The organism is Streptomyces sp. NPDC015125 (assembly GCF_043080045.1).
Lineage (GTDB): Bacteria > Actinomycetota > Actinomycetes > Streptomycetales > Streptomycetaceae > Streptomyces.
Map to the genome: position 1 here is coordinate 59,499 of NZ_JBIBVF010000019.1, position 15,519 is coordinate 75,017.

Below are 15,519 nucleotides of genomic sequence, written 5' to 3' on the forward strand. Positions count from 1 at the left end.
CCATGGCCTTCGGCAGGCGCCACAGAATGGAGACCCATTTCGAGCCTGCACCCCCACAAATTTCGCCCCGCGAACCCAGGTGCGCTTTAGTGGCCAACTTTTTATGCGGTGGTCGCAGGCGGCCGTCGACATAGTCGACGGGCGGCGGAAACGGGGCTCCGGCTGGACCTTCAGGGGCAGGATGCGGAGCGAACCGGAGGAGCTACTGAGCCTTCGGCGGGATCGGCACGGCCGCCCAGGTCACGTACCCAGCCTCGTCGCCTCGGTACTGGCCGATGTCGTCGACCGTGCGATGCACGATGAACAGGCCCGGCTCAGTCTCCGGTTCCGGTAGGGGGCGGTCCATCTCCCCGACGGTGAGCAGGGCATGGGTTCCGTCGCACGAGATTCGGCCTGCCAGGTCCACGCTTGCGCGATGCCGCGCGGTGACGTCGACCAGCTCCGTGAGGACCCCGAGCACCGACTCGGCGACGACTGCCGCGTTCGGCACCGGGCCGAGTAGGGCTGGCAGCACCATTGCGGCGAACCGGCGTGAGCGGCGCAGGGCTTCGGCGGGCGCACGTTCGGGGCCGAGCCGAAATTCAAGGCTGTTCGACAGGAGAACCTGTGGCACGTCGGCGTTCCGCCTGGCCGCGGCGTTCCGGAGGCTGGAGGCCCAGAGCAGGGGCTCTGCGTCGGAGATCGTCACTCTTCCATCACTCCATCGCATCGAGTGGGCGCACGGGGCTGCCCGCTCCCCCGAGCCGGGCAGTCCCGTGCGCAGCTTCAGGGCACGGCGAAATCCGGCCGCACTGCCTCTCAGGCGACCCTGTGTGTCATCGAGTTAACAGTGACGTAGAGTGTTTACGCAAGCCGGATGAGAGTCGCACGGATCACGAGGTCGGAGCGTAGACAGGACGCGAACTCCCGTACGACGGCGTGGTCTAGAGTGACGAAGCCATTTTGAAGCAAACCACGCAAAAGTGGACATGAGCAGCCTGGGGGCGGAGATGAGTGCTGGCGAGAGAGATGAGCCACGCACCTTGCAGGAGAAGATCAACTACCTGCTGAAGGAGTCGTACCCCGAAGGCGCCCCGAGCGACCGGGAGTTCTGTCGAATCGTGGAGCGCCGCGGGGGCGCCTTGTCGCACAGCTACTTCGGCAAGCTCCGCAAGGGGCAGCTCACTGAGGTTCGGGACGAGACGCTGCAGGCCCTGGGTTTGGGCTTCGACTGCGACTGGCGCTTCTTCAAGCCGGAATCGGAGGTTGAGGCAGAAGTGTTCGCCGGGCTCCGTTTCCTGGTCGACAAGCGCGCGGGCGGCATCAGCGGGATCGCCGGGCGAGGGATCGCCGAGGGGGGACTCTCGCCCGACTTGCTCAACTTCGCGCTGGACCTGGTGGAAAAGGCGCGCCAGGAAGCGCAGGAGCGTCCGGCGGAACCGCAGGCATGACGGACACGCCCTCCTCCGAGCTGTCTTTGAGCGAGGTACGGGAGCTGTGTGAGATCGGGCTGAAGGGCCTTCCGATCCCCAACCCGTTCTCCGTAGAGCAGTTGCGGATCAACATGGAGATTGCCCGCGGCCGCCGGATCATCATGCAGCCCATCCCCGAGTCGATGATCACCGCGAGCACGGCGTGCGGGCTGAGAATCAAGGACGCCGGCTTCAGCGTGATCCTCCACCGTCAGCGGCCGTCGGCCTACTTGACCGAGCACGTGAAGCTGCATGAGCTGGTCCACGAGTGGCTGGACCACGGCACTCAGCTCAGCGCCGACGAACTCAGGGCGCTGCTGCCTGTCTTCGGGCCGGACCTGGTCGAGCGCGTCATGGCGGGCAAGGTCACCGTGCAGGCCCGCTCCAACTACCGCACGTTGGAAGAGCGGATCGCTGAAGTGGGTGCTTCCCTCATTCCCCGCATGGCCCGCGATGTGCCGACGGACGACATGCTCGGCCGCCTGGGCGACACCCTCTCTCGGCCCGCCGGCGGCAGCTCCCGAACAGGGCGCCGTCTTCGCAGCCTCTTCCGCCGCTCGTAACTGAAGGACCACCCTCGTGCTCGACATAGCCGGCTACCTCGTAGCCGCTCTGATGACCGCCGTCGCCGTCTGGCGTGCGCTTGGCGGTTCCGACGCCCGCCGAAGATCCCTCTGGGGCTGCTTCGTGGGCTTTTCCATCGCCCTGTGGACCAAGACGGAGATCGTCCGAATCGGGCTCAACAACAGCTCGATCGTGGACGCCTCGATCCTGCTCAAGCACTACTCGGCCGGCGCGGCAATCTTGTCGATCATGTACTACATCGTCGCGGTCTACGGGCAGTACCCCGCCGACGGCGAGATGGCCCGTGCCGTGCGCGTGGCCCGCCTCATCCAGCGCGTGGCGACCAAGACGGCCCTCGCCTCCTTCGCCCTGATGACCGTCATGTTCTTCACGATCGTCGACCGTTCGGTGCCGAGTGACCACTTCGTCAGCGATCACGCCGGGCAGTGGGGTGCCACCGCCTATATGAGCGTCTTCTACATCTACCTGGGCTCTGCGTCCGCCATCTGTCTTTACCAGTGGGCCGGGGCGTTCCGCCGTGAGAGGCGCGGGCTGCTGCGCGTCGGACTGGGCATGATGGCCTTCGCCATGGTGCTCGGCGTCGTGTACGCCTTCGGCCGCATGCTGGCCATGTGGGTCTGGCTCGCCGACCAGCCGAGCTATGCCGTGGCCCACAAGATCGAGTCCTCCACCGAGGCGATGCAGCTCCTCCTCTTTGTGCTGTTCGCGCTCGGCGTGTCGGTCCCGGCCTCGGAGGCGGGCCTCCGCCGTGCCCGCGCCTGGTGGGCCCTCGCGCGCCTGTACCCCATGTGGCGGGAGCTGATGGCAGCCTTCCCCGGCATCCCGATGGAGCCGCCGCGCTCCCGGTACAGAGAGCTGACACGCCGCGACATGGACGCCGAGCTCCAGCTCGACCGGTGGGTCCACGATGTCGCCGACGCGATCGAGAAACTGCGGCATCACGTCCCCGACGACCTGATGGCGGCCGCCAGGGAGAAGGCCGCTCACGGTGCCGTCGCCCAGGCTTACTGGATCAAGGCAGCGCTCGCGGCCAAGGCGGCAGGAGCGCCCCCGGGCCCGGTCGCGGCGTTCGAGCAGCCCGCGGCCGTCGACCAGGACGGAGAGGTCGCATGGCTGCGCCAAGTGGCCAGGGCATACCGGAAGAGCAGCACGGCGCAGGCGCAGAGCCTGCTCACGACCGCGGAGGAAGCCGCATGAGCGAAACCACAACGGCCCGGACCGTCACCGACATTCTCCAGCCCCGCAACGTCCTGGTGGCCGGCATGGTCGGCATCGGCCTGGCTGCTGCAGGCGACTGGACCGGTATCCTCTGGGGGCTGCTCGGCGCGTTCTGCGCCGGACTGATACCGGCCGGGTACATCGAGTGGGAGCGGGCGCGGGGTACTTGGGGTGACCGGCACGTGGTGGACCGTAAGAAGAGGGCGCCGATCTTCTTCGTCATCTTGGGGTCGATCGGCTGCGGCTCGCTGGTCATGGTCCTCGGTGGCGCACCGGCCGGCATCCTCGTCGCCATGCTCGCCCTGTGGGCGATGACTGTCGTCCTCCTGACGGTGAACACGGTCTGGAAGATCAGCGTCGACTCTGCGGTGGCGTCCGCGGTCCCCGCGCTGCTCGCCGTCGTCCACTCGCCCTGGTGGTTGCTCGCCTATCTGCTGACCATCGCGGTGTGCTGGTCCCGGGTGGCGCTGACGTACCACACCGTCGCTCAGACCGTGGCAGGCGCTTCTCTGGGCGCGGCGACCGCGGCCGCCTTCTTGGCGGTGTGAACCGGCCTCTCTCGACATGGATGTGGGCCCGGACCGACGAACGGTCCGGGCCCACATCCATGTCCAATGGCGTCAGCGGCGCGGCAGCCGGACGTCCATCCCGTACAAGCGCGTGATCGCGGCCGGGCTCTGGTCGTCGTCAGCAACGAGCGTCAGACGCAGAACTCCGTGGCGCCGGCCGGTAATCGCCATCCCCTCGATATTGCCGACGAGCGGATTGGCCTGGACGGGGAACCGCGTTGGCGCGTCGAGAGAGGGGCACTCCTCCAGCTTGGCGACCAATGTCTTCGATGCGAAGCGCACCCGCTGGTCCTGGTCGGCCAAGTCCGTCACGCTGCTGACGTCTGTGGCCCGCCGCGGGTCGGCGACGTAGAGGTGCGCCGTCCAACCGACGGTGGTGTTGAAGGACCGTTCCAGGACCAGGAGGCGGCCGTCGCCGGTCGCCGCGATCTCCGAGATGCCGTAGCCGGTGTCGCCCATGTACGCGAACTGACGGTCGGTCCGGAACTCGGCGTGGCGCCCGCGCTGCCACGTCTGGAAGCGACGGGTGTCGGTGCCGTCCGTCGTCAGCCACCCCTCCATGCTGGCGGTGAGCTTGTGGCCGCGGTCGTCGAGCGTCAGGCCCTCGAAGGCCCGGTTGGTGACCTTGTACGTCTTGAGGTTTTCGGGGACGGGGAGCTGTCCGAGGAGCTGGCCCTGGCGGTCGTATCGCCGCACGGACGGCTCGTATTCGGACGTCACCAGCCGCGTACCGTCACGCTCGATGGCCAGCCCCTCGGAGTCGAGTTGCTGGCCGTTTTCGTCGACGAGGGGCAGTACGCCGTTTGGGCGGTTGTGCCGGTCGAGGGAGAAGAGCTGCGAGCGGTCGGACAGCGCGGTGAGGCGGCCGTTGGTGTCTACCGCGAGGGAGGACAGGTTGCCGACGTAGACACCGTCAACGGTGGTCTTGTCCAGCGCATCGGAGAACCCGTTCAGGCTCGCGGAGGACGAGCAGGCACGGGTGCGGGAAACGGCCTGAGCGGGCGCTGCCGCGGTCGTGAGGGTCGCGGCGGTCACCACCGCGGCGAGGGTGGCACACAGGCCGGAACGAATCGTCATGACTGGAAAATACGTCATGCCACTGACAACTGCGGATTCGCATTCCCCGAAGGCGAGACGGACGTATGGTCACCACAGACCGGCTTGGCCGGAGTCCTCCAGGGCCCGCCGCTCCGCTGCTGCTTTGGCGGCGGCATCCTGCTTGCGCAGCAGGGCGAGGAGCGGGGCCTGCTGCTGGGCCTGAGCACGCTTGCGGGCCTGCAGTTCCTTGGACGTCGCCCACCAGGCCAGAACCTCATGGTCTCCGAGGCCCGAAGCATCGCCGTCGACGGTGCACTTCACGTACGGCTGCTCCAGCCGGTGACGGACCTCGCGCATGGTGGTGAACCAGTCCGGGCCGTACGCGCCGACGAGGACGATCAGCGTGCCGGCGGCGTTGACGTGCTGTCGGGCGGCGAACCCGTCGGTCTCGTGCTCGGTGGGGTGGCTGGCCTTCTGCGTGGCCTCGTCGAGTTCGAGGTCGACGAGCCCACCTTGTGCGAGGTGACGGCGGATCGTGCTGACACGGGTGGCGCGGGGCATGGGGCGGTTCCTTCCTTTGGGACGGGGCCGGTGCTCTCCGGCCCCGGGTGCGAACGGGCGCGCCGTCCATGGCGCCGCTCCCGGGCTGGGGCGGGCCATGGACGGCGGGGTGGTGCCTACTGGGAGTCGCGTGCCTGGAGGATGCCGGGGGCTCGTCGTACGGCCTCCTGTGCCATCGCCCGCACCATGCGGATGCCGATGACGTCAGCCACTCGGCGAACGGTGTCGTCGGCGAACATGCCCAGCTCCGGCCAGTCGGCCTTGACGTTCGCCAGGTCCTCGTCGGTGAGCGCGTCGACGCTCCACGATGCCGGGGCGGCATTGCCGATGCCGTGGTGCGACGACATCACCTCGTCGAGCGCGGTGAAGTCGTCCACGATCTGCTTGGCGAGATCGTCGCGCTCCTCCATGCGTGCGATCGGCCAGGCGTAGGTGTCCTGTTTCATCCCCTCGGGGCTGGTGAGGCGGGCGAGATTGGCCTTCCACGCCGCGGCGTTCTCGCGGAGCCGGATGAGCGGGCCGTTCAGGTCGGGCTTCTTGTACATGGTGGTGTCCCTTCGTTCGGGTCGGGGGCGGGGTGCTCACCCGCCGGTGGTACCGGGGCGCCCGGTGATGGACGCCCCGGAAATCTGGTGGATCAGGCGGTCAGGGTGAGGAGCTGCCGGTGATCGGGGAGGGAGTTCAGGAGACGGTTCCGCCACGCCAGGGCGTACCGTGGGCAGTTCCCGCAGTGCTTGTGCGTGCACCCGGGCAAGGGGGCCCGCTTGGTGGCGTTCAGACTCCACGCGAGGGAGTCTGAGGAGTAGAGCAGGTGCGCCGTCTCGCGAAGGCCGGTGACTTTGAAGCCGAACCCGTGGAGCCGGATGCCCATGGACCACAGGGTCTCGATGATGCGGACGGCTTCGTTCGTGGCCTGCCGACGGCATACGGACCCGATGCCGACGACCGGCTCAAGGGTGAGGTCTACACCGGCCTGCTCGTACAGGTCCACGCAGCGTAGGTAGTCGTCGAGGGTGAATCCCTGGAGGACGGGCATCCATGGCAGATCCGCGTCCAGCGTCATGAGGTTGAGGAAGGACGCCACGGTCTTGTACTGGTGGCGTTCCACCGTCAGCCCGGTCGTCGCCAGGATCTCGTCCTCGCACATCCAGTCCTGGATGGCGCAGGCGTCCATCATGGAGATCTCGTCGTAGTACCGGCGCGCCGCCGCGGCGTATTCGTACGGGGTGAGGGTCCACTGCCCGTACTTCGACAGTTCCGTGAAGCCGCCGCTGTCGAGCATCCACGGGGTTATGGCGCGCGGCAGGGTCTTGCGGCCCGAGAGACGGTGGTTCGCGACGCACAGCGGGACGCAGTCCTCGCCGAACTCCGGCCGGGCGAGCCACGACGGCTGATGCGTGCCCAGGTACGTCACGCGGTCGATGTCGTCGTACGAGCGGCGGCCAGGGTTCTGCGGGGCGGCTGGACGTATGGCTGCACTGTTCTCAGCGGATGCCGGAAGGTCGAAGAGGACGGCAGAAAGCACGCGAAAATTCCTTCGTTCGGGACTCGTTGGCGGCGCTCTCCACCAACACCACAGATAGTACAGCAATGAGACTCACGGGAAAGGGGGAGTCCATGAAAAGCGGGGACCGCCCGACCGGACGGCCCCCGCCACGCTTCCGCGGCGCTCAGCTCTCGTCGGCGCCGGCCTGGTGGTTTGCCTGCACCGTGCGGACCAGGTTGGCCATCTGCCACGGCGCCATCCCCAGCTTGGCCAGGGTCGCCACGAACCCCCCGAGGGCTCGCAGCTCAGGCCGCTGCTCCAGCTCGGCCGCGATCCGCTCCTCGGACAGCTCCCGGCCGATCCCCCACTCCTTCGGCGCACGACGGTCGGCCGTTGCCCGCTGGTCGAACTCGGTGAACCGCGCCGCCAGTTCGTAACCCGTGGTGGCGCGCGCCTCGAGGGCCTTGACCTGCTCCCAGGTCTCCGCGCGGGGCGTCATCGGCTTCATCGCCGCAGCGGCAAGCCCGCGCAGCGCCTCAAGGTCGTCGTCCAGGGTCGGCTCGGGCGTCCTGTCGGTCATCGTCTTCCTTCGGTCGTCGGATCGGTTGGTCACGGTGGTCGTGGGGGCCTGGGGCGCAGGGTGAATCTGCCCGGCCGGCACGGGTCGTTCCGTCCTCTGCGAGTAGCTCAGACGGGCACCCTCCGGCAGTACGCGCACGGTGCCGTCTGTGAGCGGCCAGCCGAGGATCTGTACGAGCCGTGCGGGTTCCCCCTCTCGCTTCCACATCGCCCGGGAGTACACGGGGAAGCGCTCGGCGAACTCGGGAGCTGTCAGCGGCATGCCGACCAGTCTCCGGCCACGCTCGGTTATGCGCAGGGAGATTCCGCGCTCCCAGCGGTCCGCGACGGGCACGGGACGGCCCTCACTGTCCTGGAGGACGGCAAGACCGTCGCGGACCAGGGCGAGCGTGTCACTGTGCCCGGTCGTGCCCGACAGAGACCCCGTCAGGGGGTTGGCCCGCGCCAGGAGGGAGAAGCGGCCCAGCGGTGCAAGCGCGGCGCGCCCCTCGGCGGTGAGGAACCGACCCCCGGCCGCCGCGTCCGTGCGGGCCCAGGACTCCGTGATGTTGTTGAGGACGCGCTGATTGGCGCCGTCGGGCAGTCGGCCGTCCGCGTCGACGGCGGCGAGCATGACGCGACGCTGCCCCCGGGTGAGCTTGTCGGTGGTGTAGGCGGTGGTGAACACAGACACGGGTCTTCTCCGGAATTTGGTGGGGTGGTTCAGGGGTCAGGACGCGAGGGTCAGTCGCTCGCGGAGGAGGTCACGGCGGCCCAGGTACATGGCGGTCGTCGACTTGCCGACGAACCCGGCCATCGCTGTCCCGGCCGGCGGCCGCCGCACAGGGCCGAGTTCCTTCTCCAGCTCGGCGGCGCGGCGGATGATCTCGGCCATGGACAAGCCATGCTTGAAGTCGGCGCCGACCTGGACCTCCATGTCCGCGTACTCGGCGGCCTTGTCCGGGCGCAGCCGCGCGGCGAGCACCACGTCGGCCTCACACCCGAGGACACAGAAACTGCAGCTCAGGCGGCGCATGCCCCAGTCGTATGCCTCGTGGTACGGCAGACCGGATCGGGCGATCTCCCGCCACACCTCGGCGTCGCTCCACCCGTGGATCGGGCGCCATACGGTGACGTGCCGCTTGCCGTTGCTCGCGGAGCGGTCGATCTCCACCTCGGCGAGCTTCGCCCGCGGCGCGGACTCGGCGGCCCGTTGCCCCATGCAGTTGAGGATGCGGACCGGGCGGCCCAGGTGGGACAGCTCCGCGGCGAGCTTGGTGAACAGGGTCCAGATCGGCCCTCGCTTCACGTCACTCGTACACCAGCGTGCTGAACTCGAAGGCCAAGCCGGGGGGACCTTCACCGCGGTCGGGTCGAGGCCCGCCTCGATCGCCTCGCGCTCCGCCTTCGCCTTGAGCTTGCCGAAGCGGATCAGGACACGCCCGAGGAGATCAGCGCCCTTCGCCTTCACCACCTCGAACCGGCGGACCCCGGCGAGACGGGCCTGCTCCTCAGCGAGGGCCTTCGTGCCGGCCCATTCGATGTCCCCCAGGTCCGCGTGGACGACGACCACCTTGTCCAGCATCCCGAGGGCCTTCGCGCGACGGACGACGTACGACAGCATCGCCTGACTGTCCTTACCGCCACTGGAGTTCACGACCACCCAGTCCGATTCGGCTATCAGCTCGTCGGGGACGGTCGTGGACGGCTTGAGCGGCACGGACGCGTGCACCTTGCGCGGGCGGCGCGCCCTCTTCGCCGGAGCGGCCACAGGGGCGACCTGCCGGCCGGTCTGGATGGCGGGGAGATCGAAGAGGGTCGCGGTCTGCATGGCGGGTGTCCTGGGGGTGAGGTGGGCGGAGAGGGGCAGTGCGGCCGGGGTGGTGCGGGCGCCCCGGCCGGGCGGGCGGCTACCGTCGCCGCGGGCGGCCCATGCGCTCCTCGCGCGGGAGCATCGAGCGGTCGACCGGCGGGAAGGGCACGGGGCGGCCGTATGCCCCGGAGCGCCACGCAGTCGCAGCCGCCATACCTCCGTGCTGGATCGCAGCCCGCTGGACGCTGTGGCGCCACTCGCCCCGCGTCACCTGCGTCTTGAGCCACGGGATGGTGTGGCGCTCCCCGTACCGGTACGAGCGGGCGAGGCAGGCGCGGGCGGCACCGACGGTGGTGCTCGTCGACCGGACGCTGGCGGGGCGCGGGCAGCGGTCCGTCCAGAGGGGAGAGCGGGCCTTGCGGGCACGGTGGGCGCGGATCGTTGCATGCATGGTGAAGTCCTCGAGGTCAGTGGAGCGGGCGGAACGGGGCGGCGTACGGCCGGGGCACGGGTGGGGGACGCGCCCCGGCCGGAGGGAGCTGCTACGCGGCGCGGGCCTGCCGGGCGGCGTGCGACTTCCCGCACCCTCCGCAGTCGGGGAGTTCGCGGATCATCCAGCCGTCGGGGCGCTGGATCTTCCCGTTGTGGCGGTACCAGGAGGCGAGCTGCCACGCCTGCCCGCACAGGGTGCGGCGGCCGCGCCTGTCGGGGTTGGGCAGGTGCCGGGTCGTCGCGGAGTGCGTACGGACATAGACCGGCTCACCCGTCTCCGGGTCGGCCCCGGGGTGCTCACCCTCGTCCCACGCCAGCGCCTCAGTCCAGCACTCGGCTACGGTGCGCGTGCCGTGGTGCACGTCCGCGGCCTCACGGGCGGTGGCGTTCCGGCGGTCGGTGGGCAGCGCGAGGAACACGGCGCGCTCCTCGGCGTCCTCGGGGGCCTTGGCGCCGGCGGGGCCGTCCTCGGCGTACAGGTCGGCGATTGCCTCGGCCGCCTCCTCCTTCGACGGGTAGAAGCCGACGATGCCGCCGCGGTTGCGGCACTTCGAGGACCAGGCAGCGAACCCGCCGCGCGCCAGCTTGGCCGGGGACTCGTCGAAGACGACGCCGATCATCTCGCCGTCCAGTTCCACGTTCAGCTTCATCTCGCCGGGCCGGGGCGAGTCGGGGGTGACGGTGAGACCGGCACGCATGGGGCGCTCCCCGGCCTTCTCGGCGGCCGCGGCACCGGTGGGGGTCTCGTCCTCGACGACCGTCGCCGGAGTCGCCTCGTACCGCTTGGCGTACGGGTTGGTTGACCGGGGGGCCTTTACTGCCTTCTCGTATGTCTCCTGGGAGCTGTAGCCGAAGTGCACGAACCCGTCGCCGAAGTCGCCCCAGGTGATCCAACGGATGGGGCGGCCGCCCTTGGTGAAGGTGACTTCCTCGTTGGTGCCCGGGTGGGTGGTGCGGTACGTGGTCTTGGTGCTGGCCATGGTTCGGACTCCTGGTGTGCGGAAGAAGGTTGGGGGAGGGTGCCGGAGCGCGGCGGTGAACGTCGCGCCCCGGCGAGAGGAGACCGGACCGGTCAGAAGACGTCGGTGAGGTCGTAGAAGCTGGCCACGCCATGCGTGAACCGCTCCGGGGCGAGCTGGAGCCGGGTGTACCGGACTTCGTCGCGCACGGCCTTCTCGTACGACAGCTCCGCCACGGCGCCCGCCTGGTGGTCGCTGGCCCAGTACCGCAGGACCGACCAGTAGTCGACGCCATACCGCGTCTTCTGGGTTACGGGGTCGATGTACTCGACGAACCGGATAATCAGCACCGGCTTGCCGTCCGCGCCGTTGACGACGGATTCCCGCTTGCCCTTCCCGCCCAGCAGGTTGAAGCGGAAGACGTCGGCCTGTTCGGCAGGGACGTCGGCGGGGGCATCGGAGTTCAGCACGGTACGCATCGGCCCGTACTGCGCGGAGAGCTGTTCCATGGGCTTCACAGCCAGGACAGCATTCATCAGCGGCGTTCCTTCCTTCGGGACGTTGGTGGTGCTCTCCACCAACAAGCAAAACAGTACAGCAATAAGACTCTGGTGTGTAGCACCTCTTCAGAAAATGGCGCAGTGCACCCCGCGAGTCTTCTTGCTGAGTCATTTGAGACTCACGGGGGGCGCGGCGGGGGTCAGGCTGCGGGGGCGTACCGCCGGCGGTCCCCGCTCACCTCCGGCCACACGGCGGCCGCGATGGCAGGCGAGACGCACTCCACCTGCTCCCGGCTGATCGCAACGTGCCTGATCCCGGCGGGGAACCGAGCCACCATGGCCACGCGTTTGCGGGGCGCGCAGCGCGGCTTCACCGGACGGGCCGGGGGCACCAGCAGCAGCGGCCGGGCCTCCGACACGGGGAACAGGCCCTCCTGCCCATCTCGCGCGTACCGCTCGGCGTCCGCCTCATCGGCCTCCCGCGCAAGCTCCGCGTCGGCCTGCCGGAACAGCTCCACCCGCTCCGCCTCCAGGCGCTCCCGCTCCACCTGGGCGGCCTCGAGCGCGGCCAGGCGCTCTGCCTCGGCGACGACCGCGGGCACCATCCGCGCCATGAGGGCCGTCACCGTGCTGTCGTCGGCCCGCTCGAGGTCAACTGCGCCCGCGGAGGCCCACACCTCCTCGGCGACGGCCCCGTACTGCTCCCACAGCGGCCGGGAGCTGTCCCGCTCCCCCGCGGTCCGCCGACGGGCGCCCAGCCCCTGTGCCAGGGCGTGCAGGACGTCCGCGCGGAACTCCCGGGCCCGAACGCGCATGGTCGTCGCGTCCTCGTACTCCAGGAACGGCTCCGCCTCGACGGACCGCTTCCACGCGCCGAACACGCGGACTGCCCGGGTTGCCAGGGCCTCCACCTCGTCCAGGACCCGCTCCAAGGCGACCAGGTACCGGGCCAGGGCGCGCGCCGGGCCGTCGACGCGCAGCCGCCGCTCGTCCAGCCATCCGTGCCGCTCCCCGTTCCCCCACTTCTCCTCGTAGATGGACCAGCGCGAGTTCACCTTGTACGGCGTCGACACCTCAAGGCCGTGGACGCCGGCCAGGGTCCACGCCACATCGTGGTGCTGCTTCGCCCTGCGCTTCGACTGGACGGGGAACACCAGGTCGACGGTGAACCGGCCGGGGGCCGACTCGCACGGGCTGGGGATCTCCACGTATGCGCTCACGCGCTCGTTCCTTCCTCTGGGGCGGCGGAACTCTCCGCCGCGGGGAGGCCGGCCGCGGGACTGCGACCGGCACACTCAGGGGCTCAGCGGCGGCGCAGCACCCGGGCCAGCAGGGACCGAAGGGACTGGACGCGCCCGCGCCGCTCGTACGCCCGGACCATCGCGGCGACATCGGCCGGGTCAGGGGACTGGTGCCACCACACCTTGATGCGCACGGCCGCGCGCAGCTCCCCGTACGGCCGTTCCACCAGGACGCTCGCTCCGCCCCGCTCCGCTTGCCACAGCAGCCAGATGTGATCCGTCTCGGAACTGCGCTCGAACTCACCGGTGTGCGCGGTCGGGCTGAGTCCCAACAGACGAGCCACTTCGTTGGCGAACGACTCCCACGTCCACCTCGACGAATCGGCGGTGGGCAGGTGGGACGGGAGCCAGGACGGCAGGGGCATGGGGTTGAAACCTTCCTCGGAGCGGCGAACAGACCACGGTGGACCCGGACGCCGAAACAGCGGGCAACAGGGCAGAGAGGTGGGGTTATGGGACTTCTGGGACCGTCCAACACGCGCGCGTGCGCGTATGGGGCTCGACGGCGCCGCCCGCGCGGGGGTCGGCGGGCGGCGCCGCGGGTCGGATTTCACACCCGGGAGTCCTGCAAGAACTCGACCGGGACGCCCTCGACGCGCAGGTAGCGCTTCGCAGGGGTGGCGCGCCACAGGAGTCGGCGAGCGTTCTCCACGGCGTTCAGGCGCCCGTCGAGTCGGCGGAAGCGGAGCACGATCGGCGGGTGCGCGGGTACGTGGCCGATCTCGGCGCGGACGCCCGCGGTGATGGTCGCGATGACCTCGCGGCCGAGTCCTCCGCTGTTGCGGCACCACACCTGCACGCTTGGCGTGCCCGTGTCGATGGCGGACAGCTCCTCGGGGCGGGCGCTGACGGCGAGGTATGCGCGGGCAGCGGCGCGGATGGCGACAGGGGTCACAGGCATGTCGATGCCGCGCATCTGCTTGGCGGTCGGCTCGATGGCGAGGATCGCGGCGCGTGCCTGGTTGATGGCGGCGTGGGCTTGGTCGTGCGTGGCGTTGCTCGCCTGTACGCCGGCCAGCCCCTCGAGCGTGTCCGCGGTCTTCACCGCGGCGGCGGCGACCTCCACAGCAGTGTGGGCGGGGACCAGGGCACGGCGCTGCGGGGATGGTGCGCTGGGGGCCAGGGCCAGGAGGTGGCGGGCGAGACGCGTCAGGTCCTCGGGGCGGATGCGGAGAGCGGCGTCGTCGGCGGCAGCGTATGCGGCGAACGCGGTGAAGTTGCGCGGGGCTTGAAGGAGTGTCCGGGCGGCGTCCATAGCGGTTCTTGCCTGCCGGAGCGCGTGCACCTTTGAGGCGGCGGTGTGGGCGCTGCTGAGGGCGTCTCGGGCGTCCTCGAGGGCGTAGAACGCACTCACCAGGTCATTGCTTTCGGGGGTGGTCAAGCGGGCGGTGTGGACGCGTTCGGCGAGTTCGGCGAGCGCGCGGGGGGTGATGTCGTTGGCGGGTGCGCTGTCGGGCAAGGCGGCGGCCGGGGGGATCTCCTCGGCGGGGGCCGGGCGCTCCTCGGCGACGGGGCGCGGCTTGTGCCACAGGCGGATGGAGACCGGCGTGCAGCCCCGAAGGCGGGGCGCGACGGGGCGGTTGGACATCCGGACGGAGATGGCGTTCACCAGGGCCTGGTCCCAGCCGCGCGGGTCGTCGTCGCCTCCCTCGGCGATCTCGTCGCGCAGCGCGTGAACCTCGTTGCCGCTCATGTGGTGGAGCTGTTCGCGGATTGCCCAGTACCGCTCGTCCTCGGTGAAGATGACCCGGACGCCCTCGTTCGCGGCGCGCTTGCGGATGATGCGGCGCACGTTCTCCTTGTTCGCCTTGCCGCACTCCTTCTCGTAGTCGCGGCTCATGACGGCGTCCACCAGGTCGTGCGTGACGACGCGGCCGTTGTGCAGGTTGGCAGCGATGAAGATCTGCAGCGCCATCCAGTCGGCGCGCTCGGTGGCAGTGATCACGGTGGTGTTCCTTCGTTCGGGACTGCCCCGGTTGCTCTCCGGGGCGACGGGGTGAACCGCCAGAAGAACAGTACAGCAATACGACTTCAGCGCAACGCGCACACCTAATCATCCATAGATGAGAGATGATTTGACGTGGCACACCTCCCCGCCAGTCTCATGGCTGTACTTTTCCGTGTCGAGTGTGTACGTTCTGGAGCCCCGCCACCCGGCGGCCCGGGGTCGAGCAACCCCGGGAGTCCCGAACGAAGGACCACCACCATGCGCATGCTGCGCTTCCTATCCCAACACCCCCGCCCCGTCGCACTCCTGGCAGCTGGTATCACCGTCGCCACCCTCGGGCTCGCGTCCGTCACGCACACCTACAGCGGGCGGAACGCGGGCATGACCATCGGCACGCCCGGCTGCTCCGTCGGCATCGAGTGGCGCGGCAACCCGGGCACCTTCGCCTCCTGCACCGGCACCGACCCGGACGCCGCGGCCCAGCCAACCCCCACCGCCGCCAGCGATGGCGCGGCGCCGAGCTCGCCGCCCCGTGCGCGACGGTAGCTGAGCGTCCGGCGTACGCCTGAACGATCGCCAACGAGGGCCAACCGCCCGCTGACCCCGGGCCGGGGGTGCGCCGCTCACACCCCGGCCCGGCACCGGACAGGAGATCGCAGTGACTGCCCAGCGTCCCGGGCGCAACTGGCTGCACATGGCGCCCACCGACTTCGACCGCGATGCCCCAGCCGCACCGGACTTCGAAGGTCGGCACATCCCCGCCGTCCCCGACGAGTACGGCACCGCACCGCTGTTCGGGGACGGCATCGCGACCGCGCGCACCCCTGGCGCCCATGCGCCGGCCCCGACGTTCCCCGAGCAGCCCGACACCCTTTTCTAGATCGCATGGACGGTACAGCCATGCGACTCCAGGCATACATTGCGGACCACCGAGAACGTCAACCCACTTGCGCAATATTCGATTTCACCCCGGATCTCATAGCACTCATGAGTCTCATTGCTGTATCATCAAGGGGTTGGTGGAGAGCACCGCCAACAAG

General features: G+C 69.6%; 19 protein-coding genes. 6 read left to right on the plus strand and 13 right to left on the minus strand.

From position 1 onward, the window contains the following. Window positions 1–202: 202 nt before the first annotated feature. A complete protein-coding gene (locus ACF088_RS30255) occupies window positions 203–688 on the minus strand; it encodes a hypothetical protein (protein WP_392379052.1) in 486 nt (161 codons plus the stop codon). A gap of 334 nt (window positions 689–1,022) precedes the next feature. Here ACF088_RS30255 and ACF088_RS30260 point away from each other — a divergent pair, with 334 nt between their 5' ends. Genes ACF088_RS30260 through ACF088_RS30275 form a run of 4 tightly spaced genes read left to right on the plus strand, consistent with a single transcriptional unit; the run spans window position 1,023 to window position 3,802 of the window. Beyond that, a complete protein-coding gene (locus ACF088_RS30260) occupies window positions 1,023–1,430 on the plus strand; it encodes a hypothetical protein (protein WP_392379053.1) in 408 nt (135 codons plus the stop codon). After that, window positions 1,427–2,014: a toxin gene (locus ACF088_RS30265; RefSeq protein ID WP_392379054.1), complete on the plus strand. Its 588-nt coding sequence runs from the start codon at window positions 1,427–1,429 to the stop codon at window positions 2,012–2,014. The genes ACF088_RS30260 and ACF088_RS30265 overlap by 4 nt, the downstream gene beginning before the upstream one ends. 52 nt (window positions 2,015–2,066) lie before the next feature. Continuing rightward, window positions 2,067–3,233, plus strand: a complete 1,167-nt coding sequence (locus tag ACF088_RS30270; RefSeq protein WP_392379187.1) for an MAB_1171c family putative transporter — start codon at window positions 2,067–2,069, stop codon at window positions 3,231–3,233. Next, complete coding sequence (locus tag ACF088_RS30275; RefSeq protein WP_392379055.1) at window positions 3,230–3,802, plus strand: hypothetical protein; 573 nt, start codon at window positions 3,230–3,232, stop codon at window positions 3,800–3,802. The genes ACF088_RS30270 and ACF088_RS30275 overlap by 4 nt, the downstream gene beginning before the upstream one ends. 72 nt (window positions 3,803–3,874) lie before the next feature. Here ACF088_RS30275 and ACF088_RS30280 read toward each other — a convergent pair whose 3' ends face one another. From ACF088_RS30280 to ACF088_RS30335, 12 genes are all read right to left on the minus strand, one after another. Further along, complete coding sequence (locus ACF088_RS30280) at window positions 3,875–4,900, minus strand: esterase-like activity of phytase family protein (protein WP_392379056.1); 1,026 nt, start codon at window positions 4,898–4,900, stop codon at window positions 3,875–3,877. 69 nt (window positions 4,901–4,969) lie between these two features. After that, on the minus strand, window positions 4,970–5,422 hold the full coding sequence (locus tag ACF088_RS30285; RefSeq protein ID WP_392379057.1) for a hypothetical protein: 453 nt from the start codon (window positions 5,420–5,422) through the stop codon (window positions 4,970–4,972). 116 nt (window positions 5,423–5,538) lie between these two features. After that, a complete protein-coding gene (locus tag ACF088_RS30290; protein WP_392379058.1) occupies window positions 5,539–5,967 on the minus strand; it encodes a hypothetical protein in 429 nt (142 codons plus the stop codon). 92 nt (window positions 5,968–6,059) lie between these two features. Beyond that, window positions 6,060–6,947 (minus strand): hypothetical protein, encoded by an 888-nt coding sequence (locus ACF088_RS30295; RefSeq protein WP_392379059.1) that lies wholly within the window; start codon window positions 6,945–6,947, stop codon window positions 6,060–6,062. 145 nt (window positions 6,948–7,092) lie between these two features. Then, window positions 7,093–8,160 carry a hypothetical protein gene (locus ACF088_RS30300; RefSeq protein WP_392379060.1) on the minus strand — a complete coding sequence of 356 codons (1,068 nt, stop codon included), beginning with the start codon at window positions 8,158–8,160 and terminating at the stop codon, window positions 7,093–7,095. 36 nt (window positions 8,161–8,196) lie between these two features. Beyond that, window positions 8,197–9,297, minus strand: coding sequence for a phosphoadenosine phosphosulfate reductase family protein (locus tag ACF088_RS30305; RefSeq protein WP_392379061.1), 1,101 nt, complete (start codon window positions 9,295–9,297; stop codon window positions 8,197–8,199). Between the two features lie 79 nt (window positions 9,298–9,376). Beyond that, window positions 9,377–9,730, minus strand: a complete 354-nt coding sequence (locus ACF088_RS30310; RefSeq protein ID WP_392379062.1) for a hypothetical protein — start codon at window positions 9,728–9,730, stop codon at window positions 9,377–9,379. A 91-nt stretch (window positions 9,731–9,821) separates the two neighbouring features. Beyond that, a complete protein-coding gene (locus tag ACF088_RS30315) occupies window positions 9,822–10,751 on the minus strand; it encodes a hypothetical protein (RefSeq protein WP_392379063.1) in 930 nt (309 codons plus the stop codon). 92 nt (window positions 10,752–10,843) lie between these two features. Beyond that, window positions 10,844–11,266, minus strand: a complete 423-nt coding sequence (locus ACF088_RS30320) for a hypothetical protein (protein WP_392379064.1) — start codon at window positions 11,264–11,266, stop codon at window positions 10,844–10,846. Window positions 11,267–11,430: 164 nt separating this feature from the next. Next, window positions 11,431–12,450, minus strand: a complete 1,020-nt coding sequence (locus ACF088_RS30325) for a hypothetical protein (RefSeq protein WP_392379065.1) — start codon at window positions 12,448–12,450, stop codon at window positions 11,431–11,433. A gap of 83 nt (window positions 12,451–12,533) precedes the next feature. Next, entirely contained in the window at window positions 12,534–12,896 is a 363-nt protein-coding gene (locus tag ACF088_RS30330; RefSeq protein WP_392379066.1) for a hypothetical protein, read from the minus strand. 185 nt (window positions 12,897–13,081) lie between these two features. Continuing rightward, complete coding sequence (locus ACF088_RS30335; RefSeq protein ID WP_392379067.1) at window positions 13,082–14,476, minus strand: hypothetical protein; 1,395 nt, start codon at window positions 14,474–14,476, stop codon at window positions 13,082–13,084. Between the two features lie 261 nt (window positions 14,477–14,737). Here ACF088_RS30335 and ACF088_RS30340 point away from each other — a divergent pair, with 261 nt between their 5' ends. Then, window positions 14,738–15,025, plus strand: a complete 288-nt coding sequence (locus ACF088_RS30340) for a hypothetical protein (protein ID WP_392379068.1) — start codon at window positions 14,738–14,740, stop codon at window positions 15,023–15,025. Between the two features lie 112 nt (window positions 15,026–15,137). After that, a complete protein-coding gene (locus ACF088_RS30345; protein WP_392379069.1) occupies window positions 15,138–15,359 on the plus strand; it encodes a hypothetical protein in 222 nt (73 codons plus the stop codon). The last annotated feature ends 160 nt before the right edge of the window (window positions 15,360–15,519 follow it).

Excerpts from the sequence above, each read along its gene's own strand:
- ACF088_RS30265 (WP_392379054.1), top strand. The coding sequence starts at position 1,427 with ATGACGGACACGCCCTCCTCCGAGCTGTCTTTGAGCGAGGTACGGGAG.
- ACF088_RS30270 (WP_392379187.1), top strand. The coding sequence starts at position 2,067 with ATGACCGCCGTCGCCGTCTGGCGTGCGCTTGGCGGTTCCGACGCCCGC.
- ACF088_RS30275 (WP_392379055.1), top strand. The coding sequence starts at position 3,230 with ATGAGCGAAACCACAACGGCCCGGACCGTCACCGACATTCTCCAGCCC.
- ACF088_RS30280 (WP_392379056.1), bottom strand. The coding sequence starts at position 4,900 with ATGACGATTCGTTCCGGCCTGTGTGCCACCCTCGCCGCGGTGGTGACC.
- ACF088_RS30285 (WP_392379057.1), bottom strand. The coding sequence starts at position 5,422 with ATGCCCCGCGCCACCCGTGTCAGCACGATCCGCCGTCACCTCGCACAA.
- ACF088_RS30290 (WP_392379058.1), bottom strand. The coding sequence starts at position 5,967 with ATGTACAAGAAGCCCGACCTGAACGGCCCGCTCATCCGGCTCCGCGAG.
- ACF088_RS30305 (WP_392379061.1), bottom strand. The coding sequence starts at position 9,297 with ATGCAGACCGCGACCCTCTTCGATCTCCCCGCCATCCAGACCGGCCGG.
- ACF088_RS30310 (WP_392379062.1), bottom strand. The coding sequence starts at position 9,730 with ATGCATGCAACGATCCGCGCCCACCGTGCCCGCAAGGCCCGCTCTCCC.
- ACF088_RS30315 (WP_392379063.1), bottom strand. The coding sequence starts at position 10,751 with ATGGCCAGCACCAAGACCACGTACCGCACCACCCACCCGGGCACCAAC.
- ACF088_RS30320 (WP_392379064.1), bottom strand. The coding sequence starts at position 11,266 with ATGAATGCTGTCCTGGCTGTGAAGCCCATGGAACAGCTCTCCGCGCAG.
- ACF088_RS30330 (WP_392379066.1), bottom strand. The coding sequence starts at position 12,896 with ATGCCCCTGCCGTCCTGGCTCCCGTCCCACCTGCCCACCGCCGATTCG.
- ACF088_RS30340 (WP_392379068.1), top strand. The coding sequence starts at position 14,738 with ATGCGCATGCTGCGCTTCCTATCCCAACACCCCCGCCCCGTCGCACTC.